18 protein-coding genes are annotated in these 22,939 nt (G+C 69.7%); 12 read left to right on the top strand and 6 right to left on the bottom strand.

The annotated features are described in order from the left end of the window. The first annotated feature begins 255 nt into the window (after positions 1–255). Entirely contained in the window at positions 256–387 is a 132-nt protein-coding gene (locus tag VFH10_RS00845) for a hypothetical protein (protein ID WP_325125050.1), read from the top strand. A gap of 450 nt (positions 388–837) precedes the next feature. Here VFH10_RS00845 and VFH10_RS18340 read toward each other — a convergent pair whose 3' ends face one another. Continuing rightward, the gene (locus VFH10_RS18340; protein ID WP_414689820.1) at positions 838–1,251 is read right to left on the bottom strand and encodes a helix-turn-helix domain-containing protein; all 414 of its coding nucleotides are present in this window, start codon (positions 1,249–1,251) and stop codon (positions 838–840) included. 183 nt (positions 1,252–1,434) lie between these two features. On the opposite strand from VFH10_RS18340, the gene VFH10_RS00840 reads away from it, so the two are divergent. The 3 genes from VFH10_RS00840 to VFH10_RS00830 all read left to right on the top strand — a co-directional run bounded on the left by VFH10_RS00840 (position 1,435) and on the right by VFH10_RS00830 (position 6,163). Beyond that, entirely contained in the window at positions 1,435–2,583 is a 1,149-nt protein-coding gene (locus tag VFH10_RS00840; protein ID WP_325125048.1) for a hypothetical protein, read from the top strand. 1,558 nt (positions 2,584–4,141) lie between these two features. Next, complete coding sequence (locus tag VFH10_RS00835; protein WP_325125046.1) at positions 4,142–5,710, top strand: chitobiase/beta-hexosaminidase C-terminal domain-containing protein; 1,569 nt, start codon at positions 4,142–4,144, stop codon at positions 5,708–5,710. A gap of 267 nt (positions 5,711–5,977) precedes the next feature. Further along, positions 5,978–6,163 carry a hypothetical protein gene (locus VFH10_RS00830; protein WP_325125044.1) on the top strand — a complete coding sequence of 62 codons (186 nt, stop codon included), beginning with the start codon at positions 5,978–5,980 and terminating at the stop codon, positions 6,161–6,163. A 6-nt stretch (positions 6,164–6,169) separates the two neighbouring features. Here the strand turns inward: VFH10_RS00830 and VFH10_RS00825 are convergent, their stop codons facing one another. Continuing rightward, a complete protein-coding gene (locus VFH10_RS00825) occupies positions 6,170–8,101 on the bottom strand; it encodes a M3 family metallopeptidase (RefSeq protein ID WP_325125042.1) in 1,932 nt (643 codons plus the stop codon). A gap of 91 nt (positions 8,102–8,192) precedes the next feature. Here VFH10_RS00825 and VFH10_RS00820 point away from each other — a divergent pair, with 91 nt between their 5' ends. After that, positions 8,193–8,630, top strand: a complete 438-nt coding sequence (locus tag VFH10_RS00820; RefSeq protein ID WP_325125040.1) for a tetratricopeptide repeat protein — start codon at positions 8,193–8,195, stop codon at positions 8,628–8,630. Positions 8,631–8,646: 16 nt separating this feature from the next. Here VFH10_RS00820 and map read toward each other — a convergent pair whose 3' ends face one another. Continuing rightward, entirely contained in the window at positions 8,647–9,495 is an 849-nt protein-coding gene (gene map, locus VFH10_RS00815) for a type I methionyl aminopeptidase (protein WP_325125038.1), read from the bottom strand. A gap of 80 nt (positions 9,496–9,575) precedes the next feature. Between map and VFH10_RS00810 the strand changes: the two genes are divergently transcribed. Continuing rightward, complete coding sequence (locus tag VFH10_RS00810; protein WP_325125036.1) at positions 9,576–9,767, top strand: hypothetical protein; 192 nt, start codon at positions 9,576–9,578, stop codon at positions 9,765–9,767. 65 nt (positions 9,768–9,832) lie between these two features. Here the strand turns inward: VFH10_RS00810 and VFH10_RS00805 are convergent, their stop codons facing one another. Further along, positions 9,833–10,285, bottom strand: coding sequence for a hypothetical protein (locus VFH10_RS00805; RefSeq protein ID WP_325125034.1), 453 nt, complete (start codon positions 10,283–10,285; stop codon positions 9,833–9,835). A gap of 261 nt (positions 10,286–10,546) precedes the next feature. Here VFH10_RS00805 and VFH10_RS00800 point away from each other — a divergent pair, with 261 nt between their 5' ends. Next, positions 10,547–10,798: a hypothetical protein gene (locus VFH10_RS00800; protein WP_325125032.1), complete on the top strand. Its 252-nt coding sequence runs from the start codon at positions 10,547–10,549 to the stop codon at positions 10,796–10,798. A 22-nt stretch (positions 10,799–10,820) separates the two neighbouring features. Here VFH10_RS00800 and panB read toward each other — a convergent pair whose 3' ends face one another. Beyond that, positions 10,821–11,714, bottom strand: coding sequence for a 3-methyl-2-oxobutanoate hydroxymethyltransferase (gene panB, locus VFH10_RS00795; protein WP_325125030.1), 894 nt, complete (start codon positions 11,712–11,714; stop codon positions 10,821–10,823). Positions 11,715–11,802: 88 nt separating this feature from the next. On the opposite strand from panB, the gene VFH10_RS00790 reads away from it, so the two are divergent. Together VFH10_RS00790 and glnA are read left to right on the top strand one after the other, a co-directional pair. Further along, positions 11,803–13,845, top strand: coding sequence for an NAD(+) synthase (locus tag VFH10_RS00790; protein ID WP_325125028.1), 2,043 nt, complete (start codon positions 11,803–11,805; stop codon positions 13,843–13,845). A 133-nt stretch (positions 13,846–13,978) separates the two neighbouring features. Beyond that, positions 13,979–15,316, top strand: a complete 1,338-nt coding sequence (gene glnA, locus VFH10_RS00785) for a type I glutamate--ammonia ligase (RefSeq protein ID WP_325125026.1) — start codon at positions 13,979–13,981, stop codon at positions 15,314–15,316. A 121-nt stretch (positions 15,317–15,437) separates the two neighbouring features. Here glnA and VFH10_RS00780 read toward each other — a convergent pair whose 3' ends face one another. Then, positions 15,438–17,669 carry a PKD domain-containing protein gene (locus tag VFH10_RS00780; RefSeq protein WP_325125024.1) on the bottom strand — a complete coding sequence of 744 codons (2,232 nt, stop codon included), beginning with the start codon at positions 17,667–17,669 and terminating at the stop codon, positions 15,438–15,440. Positions 17,670–17,961: 292 nt separating this feature from the next. On the opposite strand from VFH10_RS00780, the gene VFH10_RS00775 reads away from it, so the two are divergent. The 3 genes from VFH10_RS00775 (at position 17,962) to VFH10_RS00765 (ending at position 22,934) form a co-directional block, all read left to right on the top strand. Next, the gene (locus VFH10_RS00775; RefSeq protein WP_325125022.1) at positions 17,962–18,696 is read left to right on the top strand and encodes a type 1 glutamine amidotransferase; all 735 of its coding nucleotides are present in this window, start codon (positions 17,962–17,964) and stop codon (positions 18,694–18,696) included. Further along, positions 18,693–21,677, top strand: a complete 2,985-nt coding sequence (locus VFH10_RS00770; RefSeq protein ID WP_325125020.1) for a bifunctional [glutamine synthetase] adenylyltransferase/[glutamine synthetase]-adenylyl-L-tyrosine phosphorylase — start codon at positions 18,693–18,695, stop codon at positions 21,675–21,677. The genes VFH10_RS00775 and VFH10_RS00770 overlap by 4 nt, the downstream gene beginning before the upstream one ends. 360 nt (positions 21,678–22,037) lie before the next feature. After that, entirely contained in the window at positions 22,038–22,934 is an 897-nt protein-coding gene (locus VFH10_RS00765) for an AfsR/SARP family transcriptional regulator (protein ID WP_325125019.1), read from the top strand. Positions 22,935–22,939 lie beyond the last annotated feature (5 nt).

The following is a 22,939-nucleotide window of genomic DNA, read 5'->3' as shown; positions in this document are numbered from 1 at the left end:
ACCCGGAGCAAGGTCAAGAGGGCCTCGTCGAGAGACGGGACCTGCGCGGACGATCGAGGGTGGCCCGCCCGAGTCCGCGGGTAGACCGCACGAGGCTGTCGGCAACGGCAGCCCTAGATGGATGGTCGCCGATCGCAGCATTGCGAGATGCGCGTGAACAGAACCCGGCCTACAGGCCAGCTCATCCCTCGCCATGGCTCTGACCTGCGGCGGAGCCTGTCCGTCGCCCCACCATTCCGCGAGGAGTCCGCGGGATTGGCGACCTCGCGTCGTCATCCTCGTCCGCAGGTCATCGATCCGCCGCTCGAACACGGCGCCAGCCGGCGCCTCGCCGGCGATCTCCAGGAGGTCGTCAACCTCGTCCTCGACGTCGTCGCGTTCCCCTGAAGAGAGTTCCTCGGAGCCATCCCGGACGGCGACGACCGCACACGTGAGGCTGTCGACCTGGCCCTCGCAGCCCCGTCTCTACTCGAAAAGAAGCACCGTGAAGGTCCTCGCAGCTACGAGCAAGCCCGATCCCGTGCGCGCTCACTCGGCTGAAGATCGGCATGACGTCGCTCGGATAGGTCATGAGGCCGTGCGTGTCGGGGAGCACGACGTGACCAGTCTGTTCCTGCATCAGCTCCAACAGCGCCGGAGCCAGGAACGAGGTCGGAGATCGGCTCCAAAGTCCGCCCCATACCGAGGACAGAAAAGGAGCGCTCCAACCGGCTCCGCCAGGAATCGCCCGCGCTGAGCGCGTCCTCGTCGGTGCCGAAGGCAGATCCGAAGAGCGCTAGCGAATTGGAGTCCTCAATCGCGTTCCCTACGTAAGTCGCGCGAAGGACGATGACAACCTCATTGCTGACATGGAGGACGACTTCTTGTTCTACGTATGGAAGCCGCTTGAGTCCCCCGACCTGGAATCGGAGTCCGAAGTTGCATCGCTGACTGGTCATTGAGTGATTCCACGGGACTATGTGCTGACGGGCGTCTCGCCATCACGACGAAGCCCCTGCGCGCCGCTTGGTGCGGCATCTCCACAAAACCAAGGTCCTTCTCCCCGTGGCGAGCGTTCCTCGCGTTGGTCACCACCTCGAGCTGTGCGCGTCGGAAGTACCAGCGGCCGTACGGCGCCTGGACGGCCGGCAGAAATTCCTTGCGAATGAGCTGATGTACCCGCTTGATCGTGACGCCGAGAAGATCCGCGGCTTCCCGTGTGTCTGCCCAGTAGTGGTGCGGCTTGCCGTGGCGAATGCGGGCGAGGGACACCCGCTTACGTCGGCGAGTTGCGCGCCCGCTTCGCGTCTCGGGTCTGCTTCGGCAGTCTGCCTTCCAGCACGAGCCGGTGCCCAGAGGAGGTGCGGATGCCTAGGATCTCGGCGGCCTCCGCGGCGGTTAGCCTTCTGCGTGAAAGTCCTGACAGCGTCGCATCCCGCTTGCGAGGATCGGGAAATGCGTAATCGACTCCTGATGTGGCATCAGCAGCCGAACGGGGGGATGCTCGCCGTGGGGACCAAAGCAACGCGCCAGTGGCTTTCCCCCGCAGGCCGAGCCCTCGTTATAGGCATGCTGTTTGCGACGGTGCTGATGACGGGCGCTGTCCCTTTCCAGGGGACTGCGGCGCGCGCGGCCGGGGTGGGTTACCTCGAGGGCCGGGTGGTGGATCAGGCCGGGACGGCTGCTCGTGTGTACGTGCGTGTGTTTCCGGTCGGCAGCGCTGGCGAGGCCGGCCAGGAGTTCAGCCATCCTTTCACCGGCGGATATCGCGTCGGGCCTTTGCCCGAAGGTCAGTACCAGGTGCTTTTCACTTCCGAGCCGGGCGGCACACCGGATCACTGGGCCTGGCAGTGGCACGGGAACCACACCGCCCGTGCGGCCTCACCTCCGATCGCCGTGACCGCTGACACCACAACGGCTGGCGTCGACGCGGTGGTGCAACGAGGCGGCCGTTTCATCGGCCGGGTGAGGTCCTCCGACCGGCGCCCGATCGGCTTGCTCGGATGCTGCTCCGCCAAGGACGCCCAGTTTCAGCCGACCCTCTATGCGGACGTGCGGGTCCGTAGCGTTGACCTTGCCCGCGACGTCGGCGGCACCGTCGCAGACATGCACGTCACCGGCAGCAACACCATCTCCGTCGAAACAGACGAGTACTTCGCCTACGGCCTACAGACCGCCGACTATCGGATCTACGTCGAGCCCCGGCTCCCAGGCTACAAACCTACGTGGTTCGACCACGCCGCCACTGAGGATGCCGCGCAGCGAGTCGCCGGCGTGGCCGCCGTGTCCACCACGCCGCGGGTCGTGACCTTCGACGCGACCCGGAGGCACCTGTGGGCGGTGAAGCGGCTGACTTGGAGCGGGACGGCCCGGGTGGGCCAGACCGTGCGAATCACCAGCCCAGGGGAGTGGAACAAGCGTCCCGACTCATACCGATTCTCGTGGCATGCCAACGACCAGCGCTTGAAGCGCGGCCGAACACTGACACTGACCAGCAAGCTAAAGGGCGTGCAAACGCTCAGCGCCTGCGTCAGCGCCCGACGAGACGGGTTCGCCAAGGCAAGCCAGTGCCGGTTCCTTCCCCGGATTCGATCCCCACGCTGAGCCGCAAATGTCATCTCCGCGGACGCCAACTCAGGCGGGAAGGCGGTCACCGCATAACTGAGCCAGCCGATCCGGTTCTCTCCCGGCCCCGTCGACCAACGCACGCACCCCTGCCAGTCGCCTTCGCGGGTCTGTCTGCGCTGCTCGAGGGTGCCCGGGTGCCACTCGTCTTCGACGCGCAGCTCGACGTCGATCCAGAGGCGTTCGGCGGGCAACATGCGTCCGGGAGGTCGTGGGTTTCCCATCGTCGGTCGACCCTGGGACGGAGCCTAGTGTCTGTTGGCATGGATCCCGCCAGTGGCTCGTAGCCGGGTTGCTTGCTGCCTACAAGATGGGCATCGTTTTCGTGACTCTTGCCATCGCGCGTAGGCGCTAGGCCACGTCCGCGCGACGCCTAACCAGGGGTGCTGCTCCTCGACCCTGATTCCAGAGCAGCGCGCCGACTGGAGTCATCGTGGACGCTGGCGCAAGCGAACCAGAACGCAGATACTCCGATTAGTGGCGAGTCTCACCTCAGGGGGATCTCATGACGCTTCGCCCGCTGGCCTGCGTCGTTGTTGCTGGACTGTTCGGCGTGGTGACTGCGGCCCCAGCCGGCGCCCAGGCTGAGCCGGTCATGGAGAAGTCTGAAGCGGCCGCGTACTACCTAGCAGCGGCTTGCGCGCTAAACGCAGCCAACCATCGCTTCCACACGGTCCTCTTGGGCGACAATCGGGTGACTAAGGCAGAAGTCGCGCGTCGGCTACCGACATTCAAGCGGGAGTCGAGGCGCCTCGCGCCTGCCCTCAACGAGTTCGCTCGTGCCCTGAACAACCCGCCGGCAGCATGGCCGGAGTCAATCGACGGGAACGTCTTTCGGTTAGCAAACATGGACGCCCGTCAGGCCAACGTTCGACGGGAGCAGGGGCATGTCCATTCGGCCGTCCGATGGGTGCGTCTGCACTTGCGTGCCGAGCGTATCCATGACGAGAGCGTTCCAGCACTAATCCGGGAACGCCTCGACCTACCTGCGCCACCTCCAACGGGGGAACATTGCTAGCAGTCTCCCGGAATGGGGCGCTGAGGGTCACATCTTGAGCGTCGGTGAGCCGATCCTCGGGACCTTGAGCAGTGCGCGGACAGTCCGCAGAAAGTCCGCAAGACGTTCACAAACGGCCACCGGCTGCCAACGCTGACAAACGGCGTCACCGCAGGTCAGGGTGGCCCTCTCGGTGTTCCGCCGCAGGTCAGTGACCCACCGCAAATAGTTCCCGGCCTAAAGGCCAGCTCATCCCTCCCGAGCCTCCGACCTGCGCGCAGTCCGGTTGCGGCGGATGATCCCGTCCGCTGCTGGAAGGGGTGGGTGTGTGGGCATTTTTTGCGAGTCCTTGACGAAGCGTCGGCATGCTCATCGGTATAGACACCTCAACCAAGGGGAGCGGTGAGGCAGATGCATGCAGGCGGGAGAAGGAGGAAAGGTGCCAGGTGGGGCCTGGCGCTGACCGCAGTAACGGCTTTGGGGGCAAGCGCGTTGGTGCCCCCTGTCAATGCAGCAGTAAGTGGTCCCCGGGTCATCGTGGTGAGTCCCGAGAGCAGCGTCGTGGCGGTCAGCGGCCTCGACGACGAGACGTACACCATCACGCTGGAGCGAGGCGGCCTCCCGGTGTCGTCGGCGACCGGTACCCCGGACGCCTCAGGGACGTTGGAGATCAACGCGGGCGCCCAGCCGTTCTGCTGGATCGGGGTGACCCCCGAGGTCATCCCCGGCGACGAGGTCCACCTGACGGGCGGCGGTGTCGACGACGACTTCGCCACCGTCGAGGACATCAAGGTCACGAGCAGACCGGTCGGAAACGAGGGGAACGACGCGTTCACGGTCACCGGCACGCTGGGTGCCGACCTCGACCTCGACAACGTGAACGTCCTCGTCCGGTTTCCGTTTGCCGCGGATGAATGGCGGGCGGACGCCAACACGTCGGACGAGGACAACACGCTGGAGCTCGACGGCAGCACCTGGACCGCGACCTTCACCACTAGCAGAGACGGAATTCCGGTCGACGCCGAGGTGATCGCGGCCGCCCGGACTCCGACCGTGCTGGAGGCGACGTACGGCGTCGGTGGCGACCCGGAGGGGGACCCCCCCTACAACGAAGCGACGGCCGACCGCGTCGGTGCCGGCGCCCCGATACCCGAGGGGTGCCCGCGAAGGGCGAGGCGGGCGATCCAAGACGTGTCGCCGGTGAGCATCAACCTGAACAACCCGGGCTCGGACCTGACGGTGTCGGGTGTGACCGGAGGTGTGTCGCCGACGGTTCGCGTCGACCTGTCCGATGGAACGCCCCCGACAATCAGTCGGCAGGCGAGTCTGGTCGGCACCCCACCAGATGCTGTCCCGACTGAAGTGACCTGGAGGGCGACCTTCTCCGCGGCCGAGCTGACCACGCTCGACGGCGCCATCACCGTCACCGCTGAGCATGCCCCGATCCCCGGGGGAGCGCAGAACACCAGAACGGTCCTGAAGGACTTCGTGGCGCCCGGGGTGCCGACTGTCTCCCCGGACGGCGGCACCTTCCGGGACCGGGTGTCGGTGACCATGGCGGGCGAGGACGGGGGCAGGATCCTGTTCAACCTGCGCGGCGGCGACCCGAGCCAGAACGGCACCGTCTTCACCGGTCCGTTCCTGATCACCGGGGACACCCTCCTGCACGCCGTCCAGCAGGATGCTGCCGGCAACCTGGGGCCGCAGATCACCCGCAGGTTCACAAAACTGGTTCCACCTGGCCCCGGCAGCGGGACGCCCCCCGGTGCCGGTGCCGGTGCCGGTCCCCGGGGTGGGCGTGCGATCGTCCCCCTCGCTCCGTCCATCGCCAAGGCGAAGTCCGGGAAGCCGCGCGGCGTCAAGACCGCAACCGCTCGCTGGCGGCCCCCGAAGGCCAACGGCGCGGTGCGCAACGGCTATGACGTCCGGGCGCTGAAGCTCCGGCCCGGCCGAGCAGCGAAGGTCCTGCGGCCCAAGTCGGTGGGACCGAAGGCGACGAAGGTGAAGGTGACTCTGCCGAAGGGCAAGTACCGGTTCCAGGTGCGGGCCAGCAGCGCGGCAGGCAACAGCCCGTGGTCAGGGCGCTCCAACAAGGTGACCGCGCGGTAGAGGGTCGTCTGTCGGGTTTCCCCGGCCAGCCAGGCAGCCCTCGCCAATGAGAAGAGACTGCGCCGTCGGAGACGTCCGGCGGCGCAGTCGCGTCACCCCCCAGGTGTGGCCGTCCGGCGGGTATCAGCGCCGCCCGCTCCCCTCTCCTCCTCTGCGTACGAGGACGCGCAGGCCCGTCCGTCCCAGGCCGGTCCTGACAAAATGGAGCAGATTCCGTATGTTGGTTCCGTAATTCCCGGGTCCCGGAACCTAGTGAGGGGACACACGATGACGGCTCGAGGCGCGCTGATGGCGTTCGCCGGCCTGCTGGGCGTCATGGGCGTGATCTTGGCGGTGGTGGCGCGCGGGCGAACCGACCTGGTCGGCGCCGCGATGATCGTGGGCGCCGTCCTGGTGGCCGCGATGACCGCGACCGCGAAGCCGCGCCGCGAGGACGGCGACCGCCGAGTCTGAGGTCGGTCAGCCGGCCAGCCACGCGTCGAAGGCGCGGGTGTCGGTCGGTCTGCCGAGGAACGCCTCGACCAGGTCGGCCGCGTCCCGGCTGCCGCCGGGCTCGAGCACGGTGTCGCGGTACCTCCGGGCGACCTCGGGCGCGAGCAGGTCACCCTCGTCGAAGGCCGAGAAGAGGTCCTTCGAGATGACCAGGCTCCACAGGTAGGTGTAGTACGACGAGCCGTAGCCCTCGTCCGCGAGGTGGCCGAACGATGCGTAGTGGTGGGTGTCGGCCAGCGGCTCGTAGGGGAAGTACGTCGCGGCGAGCTGGTCGACGTACGCCGCGAGGTCCGTGGGTACGTCGGCGTGGATGCCCACCGAGGTCGCGGCGTAGAACATCTGCACGCGCAGCTCGTTGGCGAGGTTGAACGAGTTCGCGTCCCGCATCCGACGGACCAGGTCCTCGGGGATCGGGCGGCCCTCGGCGTCGGTCGCGAACGTGCCCAGCACGGAGGCGTTCCGCGCCCACTCCTCGAGCATCTGGCTGGGCGCCTCGATGAAGTCCCGCTCGGTGGCCACGCCCGAGAACCGCGCCCAGTCCTGCCGACCGCCGACGATCGCGTGGATCAGGTGGCCGAACTCGTGCAGCAGCGTCACCACGTCGTCGTGCGACATCAGGCCCCGCGGCAGGTTGCAGAGCAGAGCCGACTGCGGGAGCTGGACGTCGCGGATCCCCTTGACCAGCGGGAAGTGCGCGGCGTGCTTGAACTTCCCGTCGCGGGGGTGCAGGTCGAGGTGGATCCGGCCGAGCAGCGCACCGTCGAGGATCACGTCGTACGTCGAGACGTCGGCATGCCACGTCGGCGCGTCCGGCCGCTCGACGTACTCGAGCCCGAACAGCCGGGACGTCACGTCGAGCACGCCGGCCCGGACCTTCGCGAAGTCGAAGTACCGGCGGACCTCCTGGGCATCCAGTCCGTAGCGCTCGCGCCGGACGACCTGCGTCCAGTACCACGAGTCCGCCCAGCTCATCGTGGTCAGCTCGGGGTGGTCCTGCCGCTGTCGCTCCACCAGGTCGGCGAGGCTCCTTGCGGACGCCTCCGCGGACTCCGCGCTGAGCCGGTCGACGAACTCGCGGATCGCGGGCTCGGAGCCGATCATCCGGATCTCGGCGTCGTAGTCCGGCCAGCCGGAGTAGTCCAACAGCTCGGCGCGCTCGCGGCGGATCTCCAGGATCTCGCGCAGCACGGCGTCGTTGTCGGGGAAGCCGCGGTTGTAGAACTCCCGCAGCAGCAGGTGCCGGGCCTCGCGGTCGGTGGCGAACTCTCGGAAGGGCAGCGCGTCGGGATAGTCGGTGGTGACGGTGACCGTCCCGTCCGGCCCGGGTGGATGGGCCGAGACGTAGTCGTCGGGGAGGCCGTCGAGCTGGTCGGGGCGCAGCTGGACGCTCCGCACGTCGGCACTCACGGTGCGCTCGAAGGTCTGCGACAACGTCACGTCGCGTTCGGCCAGCTCGCGCAGTCGGGCCCGGGTCTCGTCGTCGCGGTCGACCCCGGCCCGGCGGAAGTCGCGCAGGGTCATGTGCAGCATCCGGGAAGAGGCGTCGTCGAGCCCGTAGGCGTCGAGCGAGGCGAGCGTCTGGTAGATCCCGCGGTCGAGCCGGACCTCGTTGGCGACCGCGGCGACCTGCTGCTCGGCGGCGTCGGCCCGCTCCCGGATCACGGCGTCCGGGTGAGCCTGGCCGACCAGCCGGGCGGCGGTGGTGGCGTTCAGCAGCGCGGTGCTCAACCGCCCCCACAACCGCAGCACGTCGGCACTGTCGTGGGCCCGGTCGGTCGGCTCCGCGAGCGTGTCGGCGGCACGGCGTACCTCGTCGAGCATGTCGTCGCAGCGCTCCACCAGGAACGTCGCCCACGCGTCGCGGTCGTCGGGGGATCCGGGCAGCTCCAGTGGCGTCACTCCGGCACTCTAGGGTGCCGGACACGGCCGCCGCCGGTGTCCGGGAATCCCGACGGCGCGGCGTACGTTGGAGGGGCCGATTGGAGGATCCGTGAGCCTGCCACCGTTCGAGCTGCCCGCGTCGTACGACGACGGCGGCACCAAGCATCCCGCCGACGCCTACCAGCAGGCGTGGAACCTCATCGAGGGGTCCGCGCCGTTGAAGGCGATCGAGATCCTCGACCCCGCACTGTCCGCGGAGCCGGACTCCAGCGCGTTGCGCACACTGCGTGCCTGGGCGTACTTCAAGAGCGCCCAGCTCGGTCGGGCCCAGGAGGACCTCGAGCGTCTGGTGGAGAACAACCCGACCGACGTGTGGGCGCGGTTCGCGCTGGGCCGGGTGCTCGAGCGCCAGTCCCGCTACGCCGACGCGCTGCCGCACCTGCGGCTGGCGGCGGTGATGTCCGGCGACGCGGAGCACGAGGCCGGCGTGCTGCGCGTGGAGCGCCGGCTGGCGGAGGCCGACGGCACCCTCGACCAGCTGACCTGACGATCCGCGGCGAACCTCAGGGGAGGGTGAGCACCTCGGCGCCGGAGTCCGTGACGAGCAGCGTGTGCTCGAACTGCGCGCTGCGGCGCCCGTCCTTGGTGACCACGGTCCAGTCGTCGGGCCACATCTCCCACTCGTGCGTGCCCAGGCACAGCATCGGCTCGATCGTGAACGTCATGCCCGGCTCGATGACGGTGTCGTACATCGGTGTGTCGAAGTGCGGGATGATCAGCCCCGAGTGGAACGACGTGCCGATCCCGTGGCCGGTGAACTCGCGTACGACGCCGTAGCCGAACCGCTTCGCGTAGGACTCGATGACCCGTCCGATCACGTTCACCTGCCGGCCCGGGCGCACCGCCTTGATGGCGCGGCGCAGTGACTCCTCGGTGCGCTCGACGAGCAGCCGGCTCTCCTCGTCGACGTCACCGGCGAGGAACGTCGCGTTGGTGTCACCGTGCACCCCGCCGACGTAGGCGGTGATGTCGACGTTCACGATGTCGCCGTCCTCGATGACCCGGCTGTCGGGGATGCCGTGGCAGATCACCTCGTTGACGCTGGTGCATAGCGACTTCGGGAACCTCCGGTAGCCCAACGTCGAGGGGTAGGCGCCGTTGTCGCAGAGGAACTCGTGGCCGATGCGGTCGAGCTCGTCCGTGGTGGTGCCTGGGCTGACCTGCTTGCCGACGACCTGGAGCGCCTGCGCGGCCAGCCGCCCGGCCACGCGCATCCGCTCGATCGTCTCCGAGTCCTTGACCTCGGGCCCTTCGTACGTTGCCGGGGATGGCCGGTCGACGTACTCCGGACGCGCGATGTGGCCGGGCACGGGACGGCGGGGAGACACGGCGGCAGGGGCGATCGCGGTCACCCGTCGAGTGTAGTTTCCGAGGCAGAGGGAACGACCAGCGTGCACGCGCGCGGCGGCACGACCGAGCGACCGGAGGATCGATGAGCGACACGGAGTACTGGTTCTGCCTGAAGCACCACACGGTGGAGGGCGCGGACGGCTGCAAGAACGCTGACCGCCTGGGTCCCTACGCCACCTCGGAGGAGGCGTCCCGCGCGCTCGACAAGGTCGCCGAGCGCAACGAGCAGTGGGAGAACGACCCCAACTGGAACGACGACGACATGGAGGACTGACCCCTCCCGCAGACACGACGAGGCCCCGTCACCGACCAGCGGTGACGGGGCCTCGTGCGTGAGTTCTACTTCTTCGCGGTCCGCTTGGCGGTGGCCTTGGTGGCGCCCGCCTTGCGAGTGGCGGTCTTCTTGGCCGGCGCCTTCTTCGCCGCGACCTTCTTGGTGGCGGTCTTCTTGGCGGCCGGGGCCTTCTTGGTCACGGTCTTCTTCGCGGTCGACTTCTTGGCGGGCGACTTCTTCGCTGTCTTCTTGGCGGCGCTCTTGGTGGCGCTGGCCTTCTTGGCCGCCTTCTTCACAGCCTTCTTCGCGACCTTCTTGGCCGGCGACTTCTTGGCGGTGGCCTTCGTGGCGGTCTTCTTGGCCGGTGCCTTCTTCGCTGCGACCTTCTTGGTGGTGGTCTTCTTGGCGGGAGACTTCTTGGCCACGGTCCTCTTGGCCGCGGACTTGGTGGCGGTGGCCTTCTTCGTGGCCTTCTTGGCGGGAGCCTTCTTCGCCGCGGTCTTCGTTGCTGCAGGCACTGCTGCCTCCTGGTTCGAGAGCCCGACCCGGTGTCGGCCTTCACTGTTCCCTGACGGGGTTAGGCGGCCATCGGTCGCCCCCTCGAAGATGATCTTGGCAACATTGAGGCGTGAGGTAAACGAAATCCGCAAAGTCGCATCGCGTGTCGCGATTGCCAACGTCGACCACGTTCGATAGTGACCAGTGACTTCATGGCCTCAGAACCCCTTGATTTGTTGGGGTCTGAGGCTGCGTCCCGCGAATGATGGGAGGCTCATCGCATGAACCAGCAGCTCGACAAGTCCGGGCCGTTCTTGGTGATCGGTGGCCTCGCTGTTGCGTTCTTCCTCTACGCGTACTCCGCGATCGCGTTGCCCGGTTGGCTGAACTCGCTCGTTCTGCCGGTCTTCTGGGTGGTGCTTCTCGTCGTCGCGACGCGCTGGTTCACCCGGCATCCGCGGGCGTCGATACTGCTGCCGGTCGTTGCAATCGCAGTGTGGTTCGCAGTGATGCTGCTCGTGCCGCGCGACTGAAGTGAGACGGTCGGAGCCGTCGTCAGAACGTGTGCTCCGGCCCGGGGAACGTGCCGTCCGCCACCTCGGCGGCGTACTGCTTCGCCGCCTCGAGCAGCACCCCGTGCACGTCGGCGTACTGCTTGACGAACTTCGCCATCCGTCCGGTGCGAAGGCCGAACGCGTCCTGCCACACCAGCACCTGTCCGTCGCAGTGCGGGCCGGCGCCGATGCCGATCGTCGGGATGGTGAGCTCCTTGGTGACCTGGGCGGCGACGTCTCCGGGCACCATCTCCATCACCAGGGAGAACGCACCCGCGGCTTCCATCGCCTTGGCCGCGTCGACGAGCCGGGACGCGCTGTCTCCACGACCCTGCACGCGGTAGCCGCCGAGGTTGTGCTCGGACTGCGGCGTGAACCCGATGTGCGCCATCACGGGGACACCCGACTGGGTGAGCTTCTCGACCTGGGGGACCATCTCCACGCCGCCCTCCAGCTTGACGGCGTGGGCGTTGGCCTCCTTCATGAATCGCACGGACGTGTGGAAGGCCTGCTCGGGGGAGGCCTGGTAGGAGCCGAACGGGAGGTCGGCGACGATCAACGCCCGCTTCGCCGACCGGGTGACCGCACGGACCAACGGGATCAGCTCGTCGACCGTCACCGGCAGCGAGGTCTCGTTGGCGTAGACGTTGTTGGAGGCCGAGTCGCCGACCAGCATCACCGGGATGCCGGCCTCGTCGAACGTCTGCGCGGCGTACATCTCGTAGGCGGTGAGCATCGCGAACTTCTCGCCGCGCTCCTTCATCTCCCGCAGGTGATGCGTCCGGACCCGGCGTAGCGGCTTCGCGGCGTCGGGTGCCGCCGGACCGGTGCCGTAGGGGGCGGCCGTCTCGCTCATGGAGTACCTCCACACGCTGTGCTCTCGAGGCTCCCTCATGGAGTCCCCGGATCCTTTCCAGGCTATCCCCGGATCGCGGCGGTGCGCCCTGTGTCCCGGGTCACGTCGGGGCTGGCAGACTCGGGACGTGGACTTCCATTCGGCGTACGACCAGGGCTTCGCACGAGTCGCGGCCTGCACGGTGACCACCTCCATCGCCGACCCGCGGGCCAACGCGCAGGCGGTGCTCGACGAGGCACGTGGCTGCGCCGCGGAGGGCGTCGTGGTGGCGGTGTTCCCCGAGCTGACGCTGAGCGGCTACGCCATCGAGGACCTGCTGCTGCAGGAGACCCTGCTCGACGAGGTCGAGGGAGCCATCGCCGACGTAGTCGCGGGGTCCGCGGACCTCGACGTGATGCTCGTCGTCGGCGCGCCGCTGCGCCAGGGGCTGCGCGTGCTCAACTGCGCGGTCGTTGTGCACGGCGGCCGGGTGCTCGGAGTCGCGCCGAAGTCCTACCTGCCGACCTACCGCGAGTTCTACGAGCGGCGACACTTCGCGCCCGGAGACGACCAACGCGGCGAGGCGATCGTGCTCGGCGGCGTGGAGGTCCCGTTCGGTCCCGACCTGCTGTTCTCCGCCCCGGCGGTGCCGGGCCTGGTCGTGCACGTCGAGATCTGCGAGGACATGTGGGTGCCGGTGCCGCCCAGCGCGGAGGCCGCGCTTGCCGGTGCCACGGTCCTCATCAACCTGTCCGGCAGCCCCATCACAGTCGGCCGGGCCGAGGACCGCCGGCTCCTCGTCCAGTCGGCGTCGAAGCGGTGCCTCGCGGCCTACGTGTACGCCGCGGCCGGGTTCGGCGAGTCCAGCACGGACCTGTCGTGGGACGGGCAGACGATGATGTTCGAGATGGGCGAGCTGCTCGACGAGACCGAGCGCTTCCCCGACGGCCCGAGACGATCGGTCGCCGACGTCGACCTGATGCGGCTGCGGCAGGAGCGGCTGCGGCAGGGCACGTTCGACGACAACCGGCGGACGCTCGGGCAGCGGGTCTCGGAGTTCCGCACCGTCGAGGTCGCGCTCACGCCGCCCACGGGCGACATCGGGCTGCGTCGCGTGATGGACCGGTACCCGTTCGTGCCCGACGATCCCGAACGCCTCGCCCTCGACTGCTACGAGGCCTACAACATCCAGGTGTCCGGCCTGGAGCAGCGGCTCAACGCGATCGGCAGCCCCAAGGTCGTGATCGGGCTGTCGGGCGGCCTCGACTCGACGCACGCGTTGATCGTGGCCGCGAAGGCCATGGACCGGCTCGGCCGACCCCGTTCAGACATCCACGGGATCACGATGCCGGGCTTCGCGACCAGCTCGGGGACGAAGACCAACGCCACCCGGCTGGCGCAGGCACTGGGCGTGACGTTCGAGGAGATCGACATCCGGCCGGCGGCGACGCGGATGCTGGACGACCTCGACCATCCCTTCGCCGACGGCGAACCCGTCTACGACGTCACGTTCGAGAACGTGCAGGCCGGGCTGCGCACGGACTACCTGTTCCGGATCGCCAACCACCGCGGCGGCATCGTGCTCGGCACCGGCGACCTCTCCGAGCTGGCCCTGGGCTGGTGCACGTACGGCGTCGGTGACCAGATGTCGCACTACGGCGTGAACGCCGGCATCCCGAAGACGCTGATCCAGCACCTCATCCGATGGGTGGTGGCCACCGCCCAGCTGGAGCCGGGTGCCAGCGACGTACTCCTGGAGATCCTGGACCAGGAGATCTCACCCGAGCTGGTGCCGGCGGAGGAGGGGGAGCGGCCGCAGAGCACCGAGGACGCGATCGGCCCCTACGCCCTGCAGGACTTCACGCTGTTCCACGTCCTGCGCTACGGCTTCCCGCCGAGCCGGATCGCGTTCCTCGCCCACCACGCGTGGGCCGACGCCGACCGGGGCGCCTGGCCGCCGGGCTTCGACGAGTCGCGGCGGATCGCCTACGACCTGCCGACCATCCGGAAGTGGCTCGAGGTGTTCGTGCAGCGGTTCTTCGCGTTCAGCCAGTTCAAGCGGTCCGCGCTGCCCAACGGCCCGAAGGTGGTCGCCGGTGGCTCGCTGTCACCGCGGGGTGACTGGCGTGCCCCCTCCGACGGCAACGCGCGGGTGTGGCTCGACGAGCTGCGCCGCAACGTGCCTGAGTGATCTCGCCGGGCTCGATCACCGGGAGCGGGTCGATCACCGGGCAGCGGGCCGGTCCCCGGATACCGGGGTGAAACATGGGAAGGTCAGACTGGCCGCCGACACCTGAGGGACCACGAACTAGCGGGAGGAAGCCATGGGCAAGCAGGAAGACTTCGTGCTCCGCGCCCTGGAGGAGCGCGACGTGCGCTTCGTGCGGCTCTGGTTCACCGACGTGCTGGGCTCGCTGAAGTCGGTGGCCGTCGCGCCGGCCGAGCTCGAGGGTGCCTTCACGGAGGGCATCGGCTTCGACGGCTCGGCGATCGAGGGCTTCGCCCGGGTCTACGAGGCGGACATGCTGGCCAAGCCCGACCCGTCGACGTTCCAGATCCTGCCGTGGCGCGGTGAAGGGCCGGCGACAGCGCGGATGTTCTGCGACATCGTGATGCCGGACGGCTCCCCGTCGTACGCCGACCCACGGTTCGTGCTCAAGCGCACACTGTCGAAGGCCGCCGAGGCCGGCTTCACCTTCTACACACACCCCGAGATCGAGTTCTACCTCTTCAAGGACACCCCGGAGCCCGGCGGCGACCCGGTCCCCGTCGACCGCAGCGGCTACTTCGACCACACCGCGCAGAGCATGGGCTCGGACTTCCGTCGCGAGGCGATCTCGATGCTCGAGGCGATGGGCATCTCCGTCGAGTTCAGCCACCACGAGGGTGGGCCCGGGCAGCAGGAGATCGACCTGAGGTACGCCGACGCGTTGTCGACGGCCGACAACGTGATGACGTTCCGCACGGTGGTCCGCGAGGTCGCGCTGTCGCAGGGAATCTGGGCGTCGTTCATGCCCAAGCCGTTCACCACCCACCCGGGCTCCGGGATGCACACGCACGTGTCGCTGTTCGAGGGCGACCGCAACGCGTTCTTCGCCGCCGGATCGGAGTACCAGCTCTCGACCGTCGGCCGCCAGTTCATCGCCGGCGTCCTCAAGCACGCCTCCGAGATCACGGTGGTCACCAACCAGTGGGTGAACTCCTACAAGCGGCTGATGTGGGGCGGCGAGGCGCCGTCGTACATCTGCTGGGGCCACAACAACCGCTCGGCGATGATCCGGGTCCCGATGTACAAGCCCAACAAGGGCCAGTCGACGCGCATGGAGCTGCGGACGATCGACTCGGCGTGCAACCCCTACCTCGCGTTCGCGGTGATCCTCGCGGCCGGTCTCAAGGGCATCGAGGAGGGCTACGAGCTGCCGCGCGAGGCCGAGGACGACGTGTGGTCGCTCAACGAGAGGGAGCGCAAGTCGCTCGGCATCGACCCGCTGCCGAAGAGCCTCTACGAGGCCATCGAGGTGGCGGAGAGCTCCGAGCTGCTCGCCGAGACCCTGGGCGAGCACGTCTACGACTTCTTCCTGCGCAACAAGCGCAAGGAGTGGGAGGACTACCGCGTGCAGGTCTCCGCGTTCGAGCGCGACCTCATGCTGCCGATCATCTGAGCGGCCGAGCTGACCCAGTGCCCTCTCGAGGTCCGGTGGTCGACTGGCACGACCGCCCGGCCGGTGAGGGCCGGACGGTCGTGTCAGGGGAGCCGACCGGGTGTCGCCGGTCCGCGGGCGCCTATCGGCGCGTGCTGAAGGAGACGTTCGTCAGAACCCCACCTCGGCTCGACTCGACGATCAGACGGTTCGCGCCGTTCGGGGAGACCCCGCCTCGAGCCCGGACCGACCAGTCCCCAGTGGTGGCCGGAGCCACCGGGGCGGCGACCGGTCCGCTGCCGACGAGGGCACCCTTCTCACCGGTGGCCGTCTGCAGGTACACGCTCACCGTGTTGCCCGTGACGATGCTCGCCGTGCCGCTGATCCGCCACTCCGTCTTGCTGGTCCGCAACTCCGCGGAGGTCACCGTCAGCTGGTCGACGACCGGGGTGACCGTGACGGTGGCGGCCTCCGACGTTGCGCCTTGGGGCGACGTCACCGTCAGTGTGAAGGTCAGCGGCTGCGTCGTCGCCGGCATCCCGAAGGAGAACGACTCCGCGCTTCCGGTCGGCACGTCGACAGTCGGGCCACCGGTCTGCGACCAGGCAAACTCGGCGGCGTTGGTGCTGCCCGCGCCGGACACGGTCACCTGCTGGCCCGCCATCGCGTTGGCCGGGCTGGCCGTCGCGACGGCCACCGGCGCGGCCGGCTCGGGCAGCGTGTCCATGACGTTGACCACGAACGGGGCACTGGTGTGCGTGCCTCCGGACCCGGTGGCCGTCACGGTGAACTCCAGGGTGGCGGTGTCTTGGGGAGCCGCGAAGGTGACCTGCTGGCCGGTCTGGCCGGTCACCCCCATGTCCGGTCCGGCGGTCTGCTCCCACACGAGGGTGTCGGTGTTCAAGGAGGCGCTGGCGTCGAGCGTCACCGGCTCACCGAACGTGACGTTCGCCGGGCCGGTGATGATCGCGGTGGTCGGCGCCGGGGTGGACAGCTCGCCACCGGTCACCGTGACGGGCGCGACATCCGCGCCCTTGCCGGTGGAGCCGACCGTGACGTCGGCCGGAGGTGACTCGAGCGACAGGGTCGCCCGACCGTCGGTGAAGGTCGCCTGGGCTCCGGTGACGGAGTCGACGAGTCCCTTGAGGGACAACGTCGGCGGCTCGACCTCGTCGCTCGACTTCGCCTCCACTGTCAGCGTCTTCGCTCCGGTGTCGTAGACCGCGGCCGCGATCGTGACGTCGTCAGTCACAGGCATCTTCTTCGTTGCGACCGGGACGTCGCTCTCGTTCGTGATCGTCACCTCTGCGGGGGCCGGGGTGCTGTCGGGAATCGGTATGCGGGCGAAGTAGCGGCTGCCCTCACCCTTCAAGGTCGTCTTCTGGATCCCGTCCGCCTCCACCGTGATCGAGTCCCCGGCGTCCGAACCGGCGAACACGTCGAGGTACCGACCGCTCGCGGTCTCTGTGAACACGGCCTTGTCCGGCTTGACGCCGGAGTTCGTGGAGACCTTGCCCATGATGTTGAACAGGTCGGTCTGGATCATGTCGACCCCCGGCCCGCCGATGCCCGGTCCCTCGATCCGGAAGAAGTTCGTGTCGAGCGGACTGCCGGTCACCGCATGCGCGATGTTGGGGTCGCCGACGTACTTGTCGCCGGCCGCGTCGGTTACCAGGCCGGTGTCCCATCGCAGGAACGGGTTGATCCGGGACTTCATGGCAAGCGTGAAGTCGCCCGGTGCAGGGGTGATGTCCTCGACATACCGGTAGTCGTCGGCGTCCGCGTCGGTCACGGTGAACCTGTCCACGCCGTAGGGGTGGGTCACCGTGTAGGTGCCGGCGCTCGGGAAGTCGATGTCGAACCTGACCCGGCCGAAGACGACCTGGTCGCCGTCACGGACGGCCTCGTTGGCGAACGTCGCCTCGAGCGCGCTGACCAGCACGGCCTTTCCTCCACCCGCGGTGGTCAGCTCCGAGCCCGCCGAGAAGTAGAACGACTCACCGGGCCAGTTGCCCGGGAAGCTGATCGGACTGGTCGGGTCCGGCGTCTCTCCTGCGAGGAAGGCGTTGTCGCAGAGCGGGTTCTCGAGATCCAGGCACTGCTCGAGGCGGAGGTTGTTGGTGTCCTCGTACCAGACGGGGAACCCGTGCGAGCTGCTGGCGGGGCCGACGGCCTGAAGGCCGCTCGGCGGCGGTGTGACCACCTCGGCCCCGGCAAGCGTCGCGGTCGCGGCGACGAGGCCGAAGGCCACCAGAACGGCAGTGCCGGCACGCGTCCGGCCGCCGATCGTCCGCAGCCGGCCTGCGCGTACTTCCTTCTTCTCGGTGTCCACGCGCGAGCTGCCTGCCCGGCGCGCGATGTTCCGACTGTTCATGGTTACCCCAGGGGTGCTCTCGATACGGGCTGATGTCTCGTCCCCCCAGCCCGAGCTAGGGGGCCGCACTCGATGTGCGCTGACCACGCATCGTTTGTGCGCTAGGTAAAACCGGCGTGAAAGAGGGGCGGATCTGGTCATGAACCCGTCATCTGCGGGCCGGTTCACGCTCCCGGCTAGACAGCACGTCCCGCGGCGGTGCATCGCGACGCGGTCGGCCTCGTTCCTCGGGGTCGCGGCGCTCGACGACGGGGCGCCGGCCCGGGGCGTCCGACCCGATAGATTCGGACGCGTGAGCCAGCCCCGCGTCCTCGTCGTCCAGCACGAGGCCATCTGCCCGCCGGGTTGGGTGGGGGAGTGGCTCGTGGAGGCGGGTGCCGACCTCGACCTGCGCATGCCGTACGCCGGGGGCGACCTGCCGGCGACACTCGCCGACCACGACGGGCTGGTCGTGCTGGGCGGCAGCATGGGCGCGGACGACGACGCCGACCATGGCTGGCTCACCGACGTCAAGCGCCTGGTCCGCGAGGCGGCCGAGCACAGTGTCCCCACGTGGGGCATCTGCCTGGGTCACCAGCTCTGCGCGGTGGCCCTCGGCGGCGAGGTCGCGCCCAACCCGCGAGGCCAGCAGCTGGGCGTACTCGACGTCGGCTGGCGCCCGGAGGCCGCCCAGGACGCGCTGTTCGGACCGGTCTCCGGCCCGGCCCGCGCCGCGCAGTGGAACAACGACATCGTGGTGCGGCTGCCCGACGACGCGGTGCTGCTGGCCGAGACACCGCGCGGTGAGGTGCAGGCCGCGCGGTTCGCGCCGACCGTGTGGGGCGTGCAGTGGCATCCCGAGGCGGGCGGCGACATCATCCGGGTCTGGGCGGACGACGACCGCGACGACGCGACCGAGCGGGGCATCGACGTCTACGAGTACCTCCGGCACGTGACGGACGCCGAGCCCGAGCTGCGGGCCACCTGGCGGCCGCTGGTGGAGAGCTTCGTCGCCGGCGTACGCACCCGGGCGCCGGCGGTCCCGTGAGCGACGGCCGCGTCAGCACGGTCACCGGGCGGCTGGCCCGCCTGGGCTACCGCGACGTCGAGGGCACCACCGCCGCCCTGGACCGGATCGCCCCGGCCGGCGACGCGCTGGTCCGGCACAGCGAGGTCGCCGCCGACCCCGACCAGGCCGCCCGCTACCTCGCCGACATCGCCGACCGGGTGACCGACCGCGCTGACCTGCTGGCGGCGGTGGCCGACGACGAGGGCACCGCCCGGCGGCTGCTCAGCGTGCTCGGTGCGAGCTCCGCTCTCGGCGACCACCTGCTCCGGTATCCCGAGCACTGGCACGACCTCACCGACCCCACCCTCGAGTCGACCCGCGCGGCGGCGTACCACCTCAGGGCCAGCATGCTCGAGGCGGTCGGCGCCGACCCGACGGACGACTGCCCGACGGCCACCCGGCCCGACACCGAGGCGGTCGACGCGATGCGGGTCGAGTACCGCCGGTTGCTGCTCCGGCTTGCCGCGCGCGACCTGGCGCATGGCGTCGGCGTCGACGACGTCGCGGCGGAGCTCTCCGACCTCGCCGCCGCCACCCTGGAGGCCGGGCTCGCGGTCGCCCGTTCCCGTGTCGGTGAGGCCGGTCAGGCGGCGCGGCTCGCGGTCATCGCGATGGGCAAGTGTGGCGGTCACGAGCTGAACTACGTCAGCGACGTCGACGTGATCTTCGTCGTGGAGCCGGCCGAGGGGCACGAGGAGCAGGCAGCTGTCCGGGTCGGCACCCAGCTCGCCTCGCACCTCATCCGGGTCTGCTCCGACCACACCGGGGAGGGCACGATCTGGCCGGTCGACGCGGCGTTGCGCCCCGAGGGCAAGGCCGGCCCGCTAGTCCGCACCCTGGCCAGCCACCAGGGCTACTACGAGCGCTGGGCGAACACCTGGGAGTTCCAGGCGCTCCTCAAGGCCCGGCCCGTCGCCGGGGACCCCGAGATCGGGCAGCGGTACATCGAGCGCATCACGCCGTCGGTCTGGTCTGCGGCCGAGCGCGAGGGTTTCGTCACCGAGGTCCAGACGATGCGTCGCCGGGTCCTCGACCACATCCCCGCTGCCGAGACGAAGCGGCAGCTCAAGCTCGGCTCGGGCGGCCTGCGCGACGTCGAGTTCGCCGTGCAGCTGCTGCAGATGGTGCACGGCCGGGCCGACGAGTCGGTGCGCTCGCCCGCGACGCTGAGCGCATTGACGCAGCTCACCAGGGGCGGGTACGTCGGACGCGACGACGGCGCCGCACTCGATGAGGCCTACCGGTTCCTGCGCACCCTGGAGCATCGGATCCAGCTCTCGCAGCTGCGCCGCACCCACGTCGTACCCGACGACGAGGACGCGCTGCGCTGCCTCGGCCGCTCCATGGGGATGACCAAGGACCCGGTGGCCCAGCTGGACCGGGAGTGGCGGCGGCACCGCAGGGAGGTGCAGCGGCTGCACGAGAAGCTCTTCTACCGGCCTCTGCTCGCCGCCGTGGCGAAGCTGCCCAGCGACGAGGTGCGGCTGACCCCGGAGGCGGCGCAGCAGCGGCTCGCCGCGCTCGGCTACGAGGACCCGGTCGCGGCCCTGCGGCACCTCGAGGCCCTCACCTCCGGCATGAGCCGGGCCGCCAGCATCCAGCGCACCCTGCTGCCGGCGATGCTCGAGTGGTTCGCCGACGCGCCCAACCCCGACGCCGGGCTGCTCGGCTTCCGCCGGATCTCCGACGCCCTCGGCACCACGCACTGGTACCTCAAGACGCTGCGTGACGAGGGCCAGGTCGCCCAGCGGCTCGCTACCCTTCTCGCCTCCAGCCGCTACGCCACCGACCTGCTGCAACGGGCTCCGCAGGGCGTGAAGCTGCTCGGCGAGGAGGACGGCCTGGTGCCCCGCGACCGCGAGACGGTCCAGAAGGAGATGGTCTCGGCCGCCCGCCGGCACCACGACCCGGTGGAGGCGATCACCGCCATCAGGGCGATGCGGCGTCGCGAGCTGTTCCGGGTCGCGGTCGCCGACCTGCTCGGCGACCTCGACACGGCGCAGGTGGGCTACGCGCTGACCGACCTCACGCTCGCGACCCTCGAGGCGGCCTTGACCGTCGCCACGATGGCGGTCGAGGCGGAGCGGCGCGGACCGATGCCCACCCGGATCGCGATCGTGGCGATGGGGCGGCTCGGCGGCGGGGAGATGAGCTTCGCCAGCGACGCGGACGTTATGTTCGTGCACGACCCCGTGGAGGGGGCCTCGGCCGAGGACGCGTCCCGGGCCGCCCACGACGTCGCCAACGAGATGCGCCGGCTGCTCGCACTGCCGGGCACCGACCCGGCCCTCGATGTCGACGCCGGGCTGCGGCCCGAAGGGAAGCAGGGCCCGTTGGCCCGCTCGCTCGACTCGTTCGCGGCCTACTACGCGAAGTGGTCCGCGGTGTGGGAGGCGCAGGCGCTGCTGCGCGCATCCGCGTCCATCGGCGACCCGGACCTCTGTGAGCGCTTCACCGCCCTGATCGACCCGCTGCGGTTCCCGGAGTCCGGGATCAGCGACGACGACGTTCGGGAGGTACGTCGGATCAAGGCGCGTGTCGATGACGAGCGGCTGCCCCGTGGCGCGGACCCCGCCTCGCATCTCAAGCTCGGGCGCGGCGGGCTCGCCGACGTGGAGTGGACCGTGCAGCTGCTGCAGATGCAGCACGCCGGCGCCGTACCCGCACTGCGCACCACCCGGACGCTCGACGCGTTGACGGCCGCCGTCGACGCCGACCTGCTCGACATCGGCGACGCCCAGGCGCTCGCAGCCGCGTGGCGGACGGCGAGCGGGCTGCGCAACGCGATCATCCAGGTGCGCGGGAAGCCGGCCGACTCGTTGCCGCGCGACACCCGCGAACGCGCGGCGGTGGCGCACATCCGTGGCTACGCGCCGGGGGAGTCCGACAAGCTCGTCGACGACTACCTGCGGGTCACGCGCCGGGCCCGACAGGTCGTCGAGCGGGTCTTCTGGGGCTAGCCCACGAGCCGGGTGACGGGTGGTCGAGACGGGGACCGACCCGGGGGGAGGGGCCGGTCCCACTCACGGTCACGGGCTAGAGCGTGAACGCTCTGCCGGGGCCGTGACCGTGCCCGTCTCGGCGTGCGCGAGATGCCTCAACCCTGACACTCCCCGCGGACCTCCGACAGAGGGCGATGGTCCTAGTACCCGCGGACAGCGGACTCGGGAGTAGTCCGTCCGCGCCGCCGCAGCACCCAGCCGGGTCACCGAGAAGTGGGGGCCGGGCCTTCCCCCCGCTGCGGCTGTTCCCTCGCGTGTGCCAGGCACAGACTGAGCGCATCCGGCCGGGGGGTCGTGACCGAGGAGGGCGCCGAAGTCATGTGGGAGATCAGTCTGTTCGGGGGCACCACCGTCCGGGTCGGCGACCGGGTCGTGACCGGCGGCCGGCTCGGCGGCGTCAAGCCGCGCAGGCTGCTGGAGGCGCTGGCGCTCACACCCGGCCGAGCCGTGTCCAAGGAGGTGCTCGCCGACCGACTCTGGGGCGAGAACCCGCCGCGGTCTTACGTCGCCACCCTGGAGAGCTACGTCTGCGTGCTGCGCAGGTCGGTGGGTGCGCCAGGCGGACGGGACTCCTGGCTGGCGACCACGCCGGGCGGCTACCTGCTGGACCCGCGGCTGGTGAGCGTCGACCTGGCGGAGGCCCGGCACGCCCTTCGTTGCGCGCCCGACTCCGAGACCGCCGTGGCGGTGCGGCTGACCGAGGCCGCAGTCGGCCTCGACGAGCAGGGGCTGCTCGTCGAGTCCGCCGGGGATCACTGGGTCGACGCGGTACGCCGGGACTTCACCGCCAAGGTCGTGGCCGCCTGCGTGCACACCGCGGATCGCTGCCTCGACGAGCGCGAGCTCGTGGTCGCTGCCCGGCTGGCCCGCGAGGCGCTGCGACGGGACCCGTTCGCCGAGGCCGCGGTGCAGGTGCTGCTGCGGGCCCTGACCGCCCAGGGCCGTAGGTCCGAGGCGATCCGGGTGTTCCGCGACTTCCGCCGGCTGCTCGTCGACGAGCTGGGCATCGACCCCGACACGGAGACGCTGGCGGCGTACCTCGACGTCCTGCGCCGCCGGGGAGGGCACACCGAGGAGCGCCGATCGGGTGAGTCCGAGGCCCGTCTGCTCCTGGAGCTCCTCCGTCAGGCGTTGGAGTCCACCGGGCTCCACGTCGGAACGGACACCGACCTGGCGATGCGGGCGCTGGCCCGGCACCTGCACGTCGCGGCCTGACTGCA

The organism is Nocardioides sp. (assembly GCF_035697785.1).
In the GTDB taxonomy this organism is placed as follows: domain Bacteria; phylum Actinomycetota; class Actinomycetes; order Propionibacteriales; family Nocardioidaceae; genus Nocardioides_B.
Note: the sequence above shows the minus strand (reverse complement) of the source record. Positions and strands in the feature narration are given on the sequence as shown.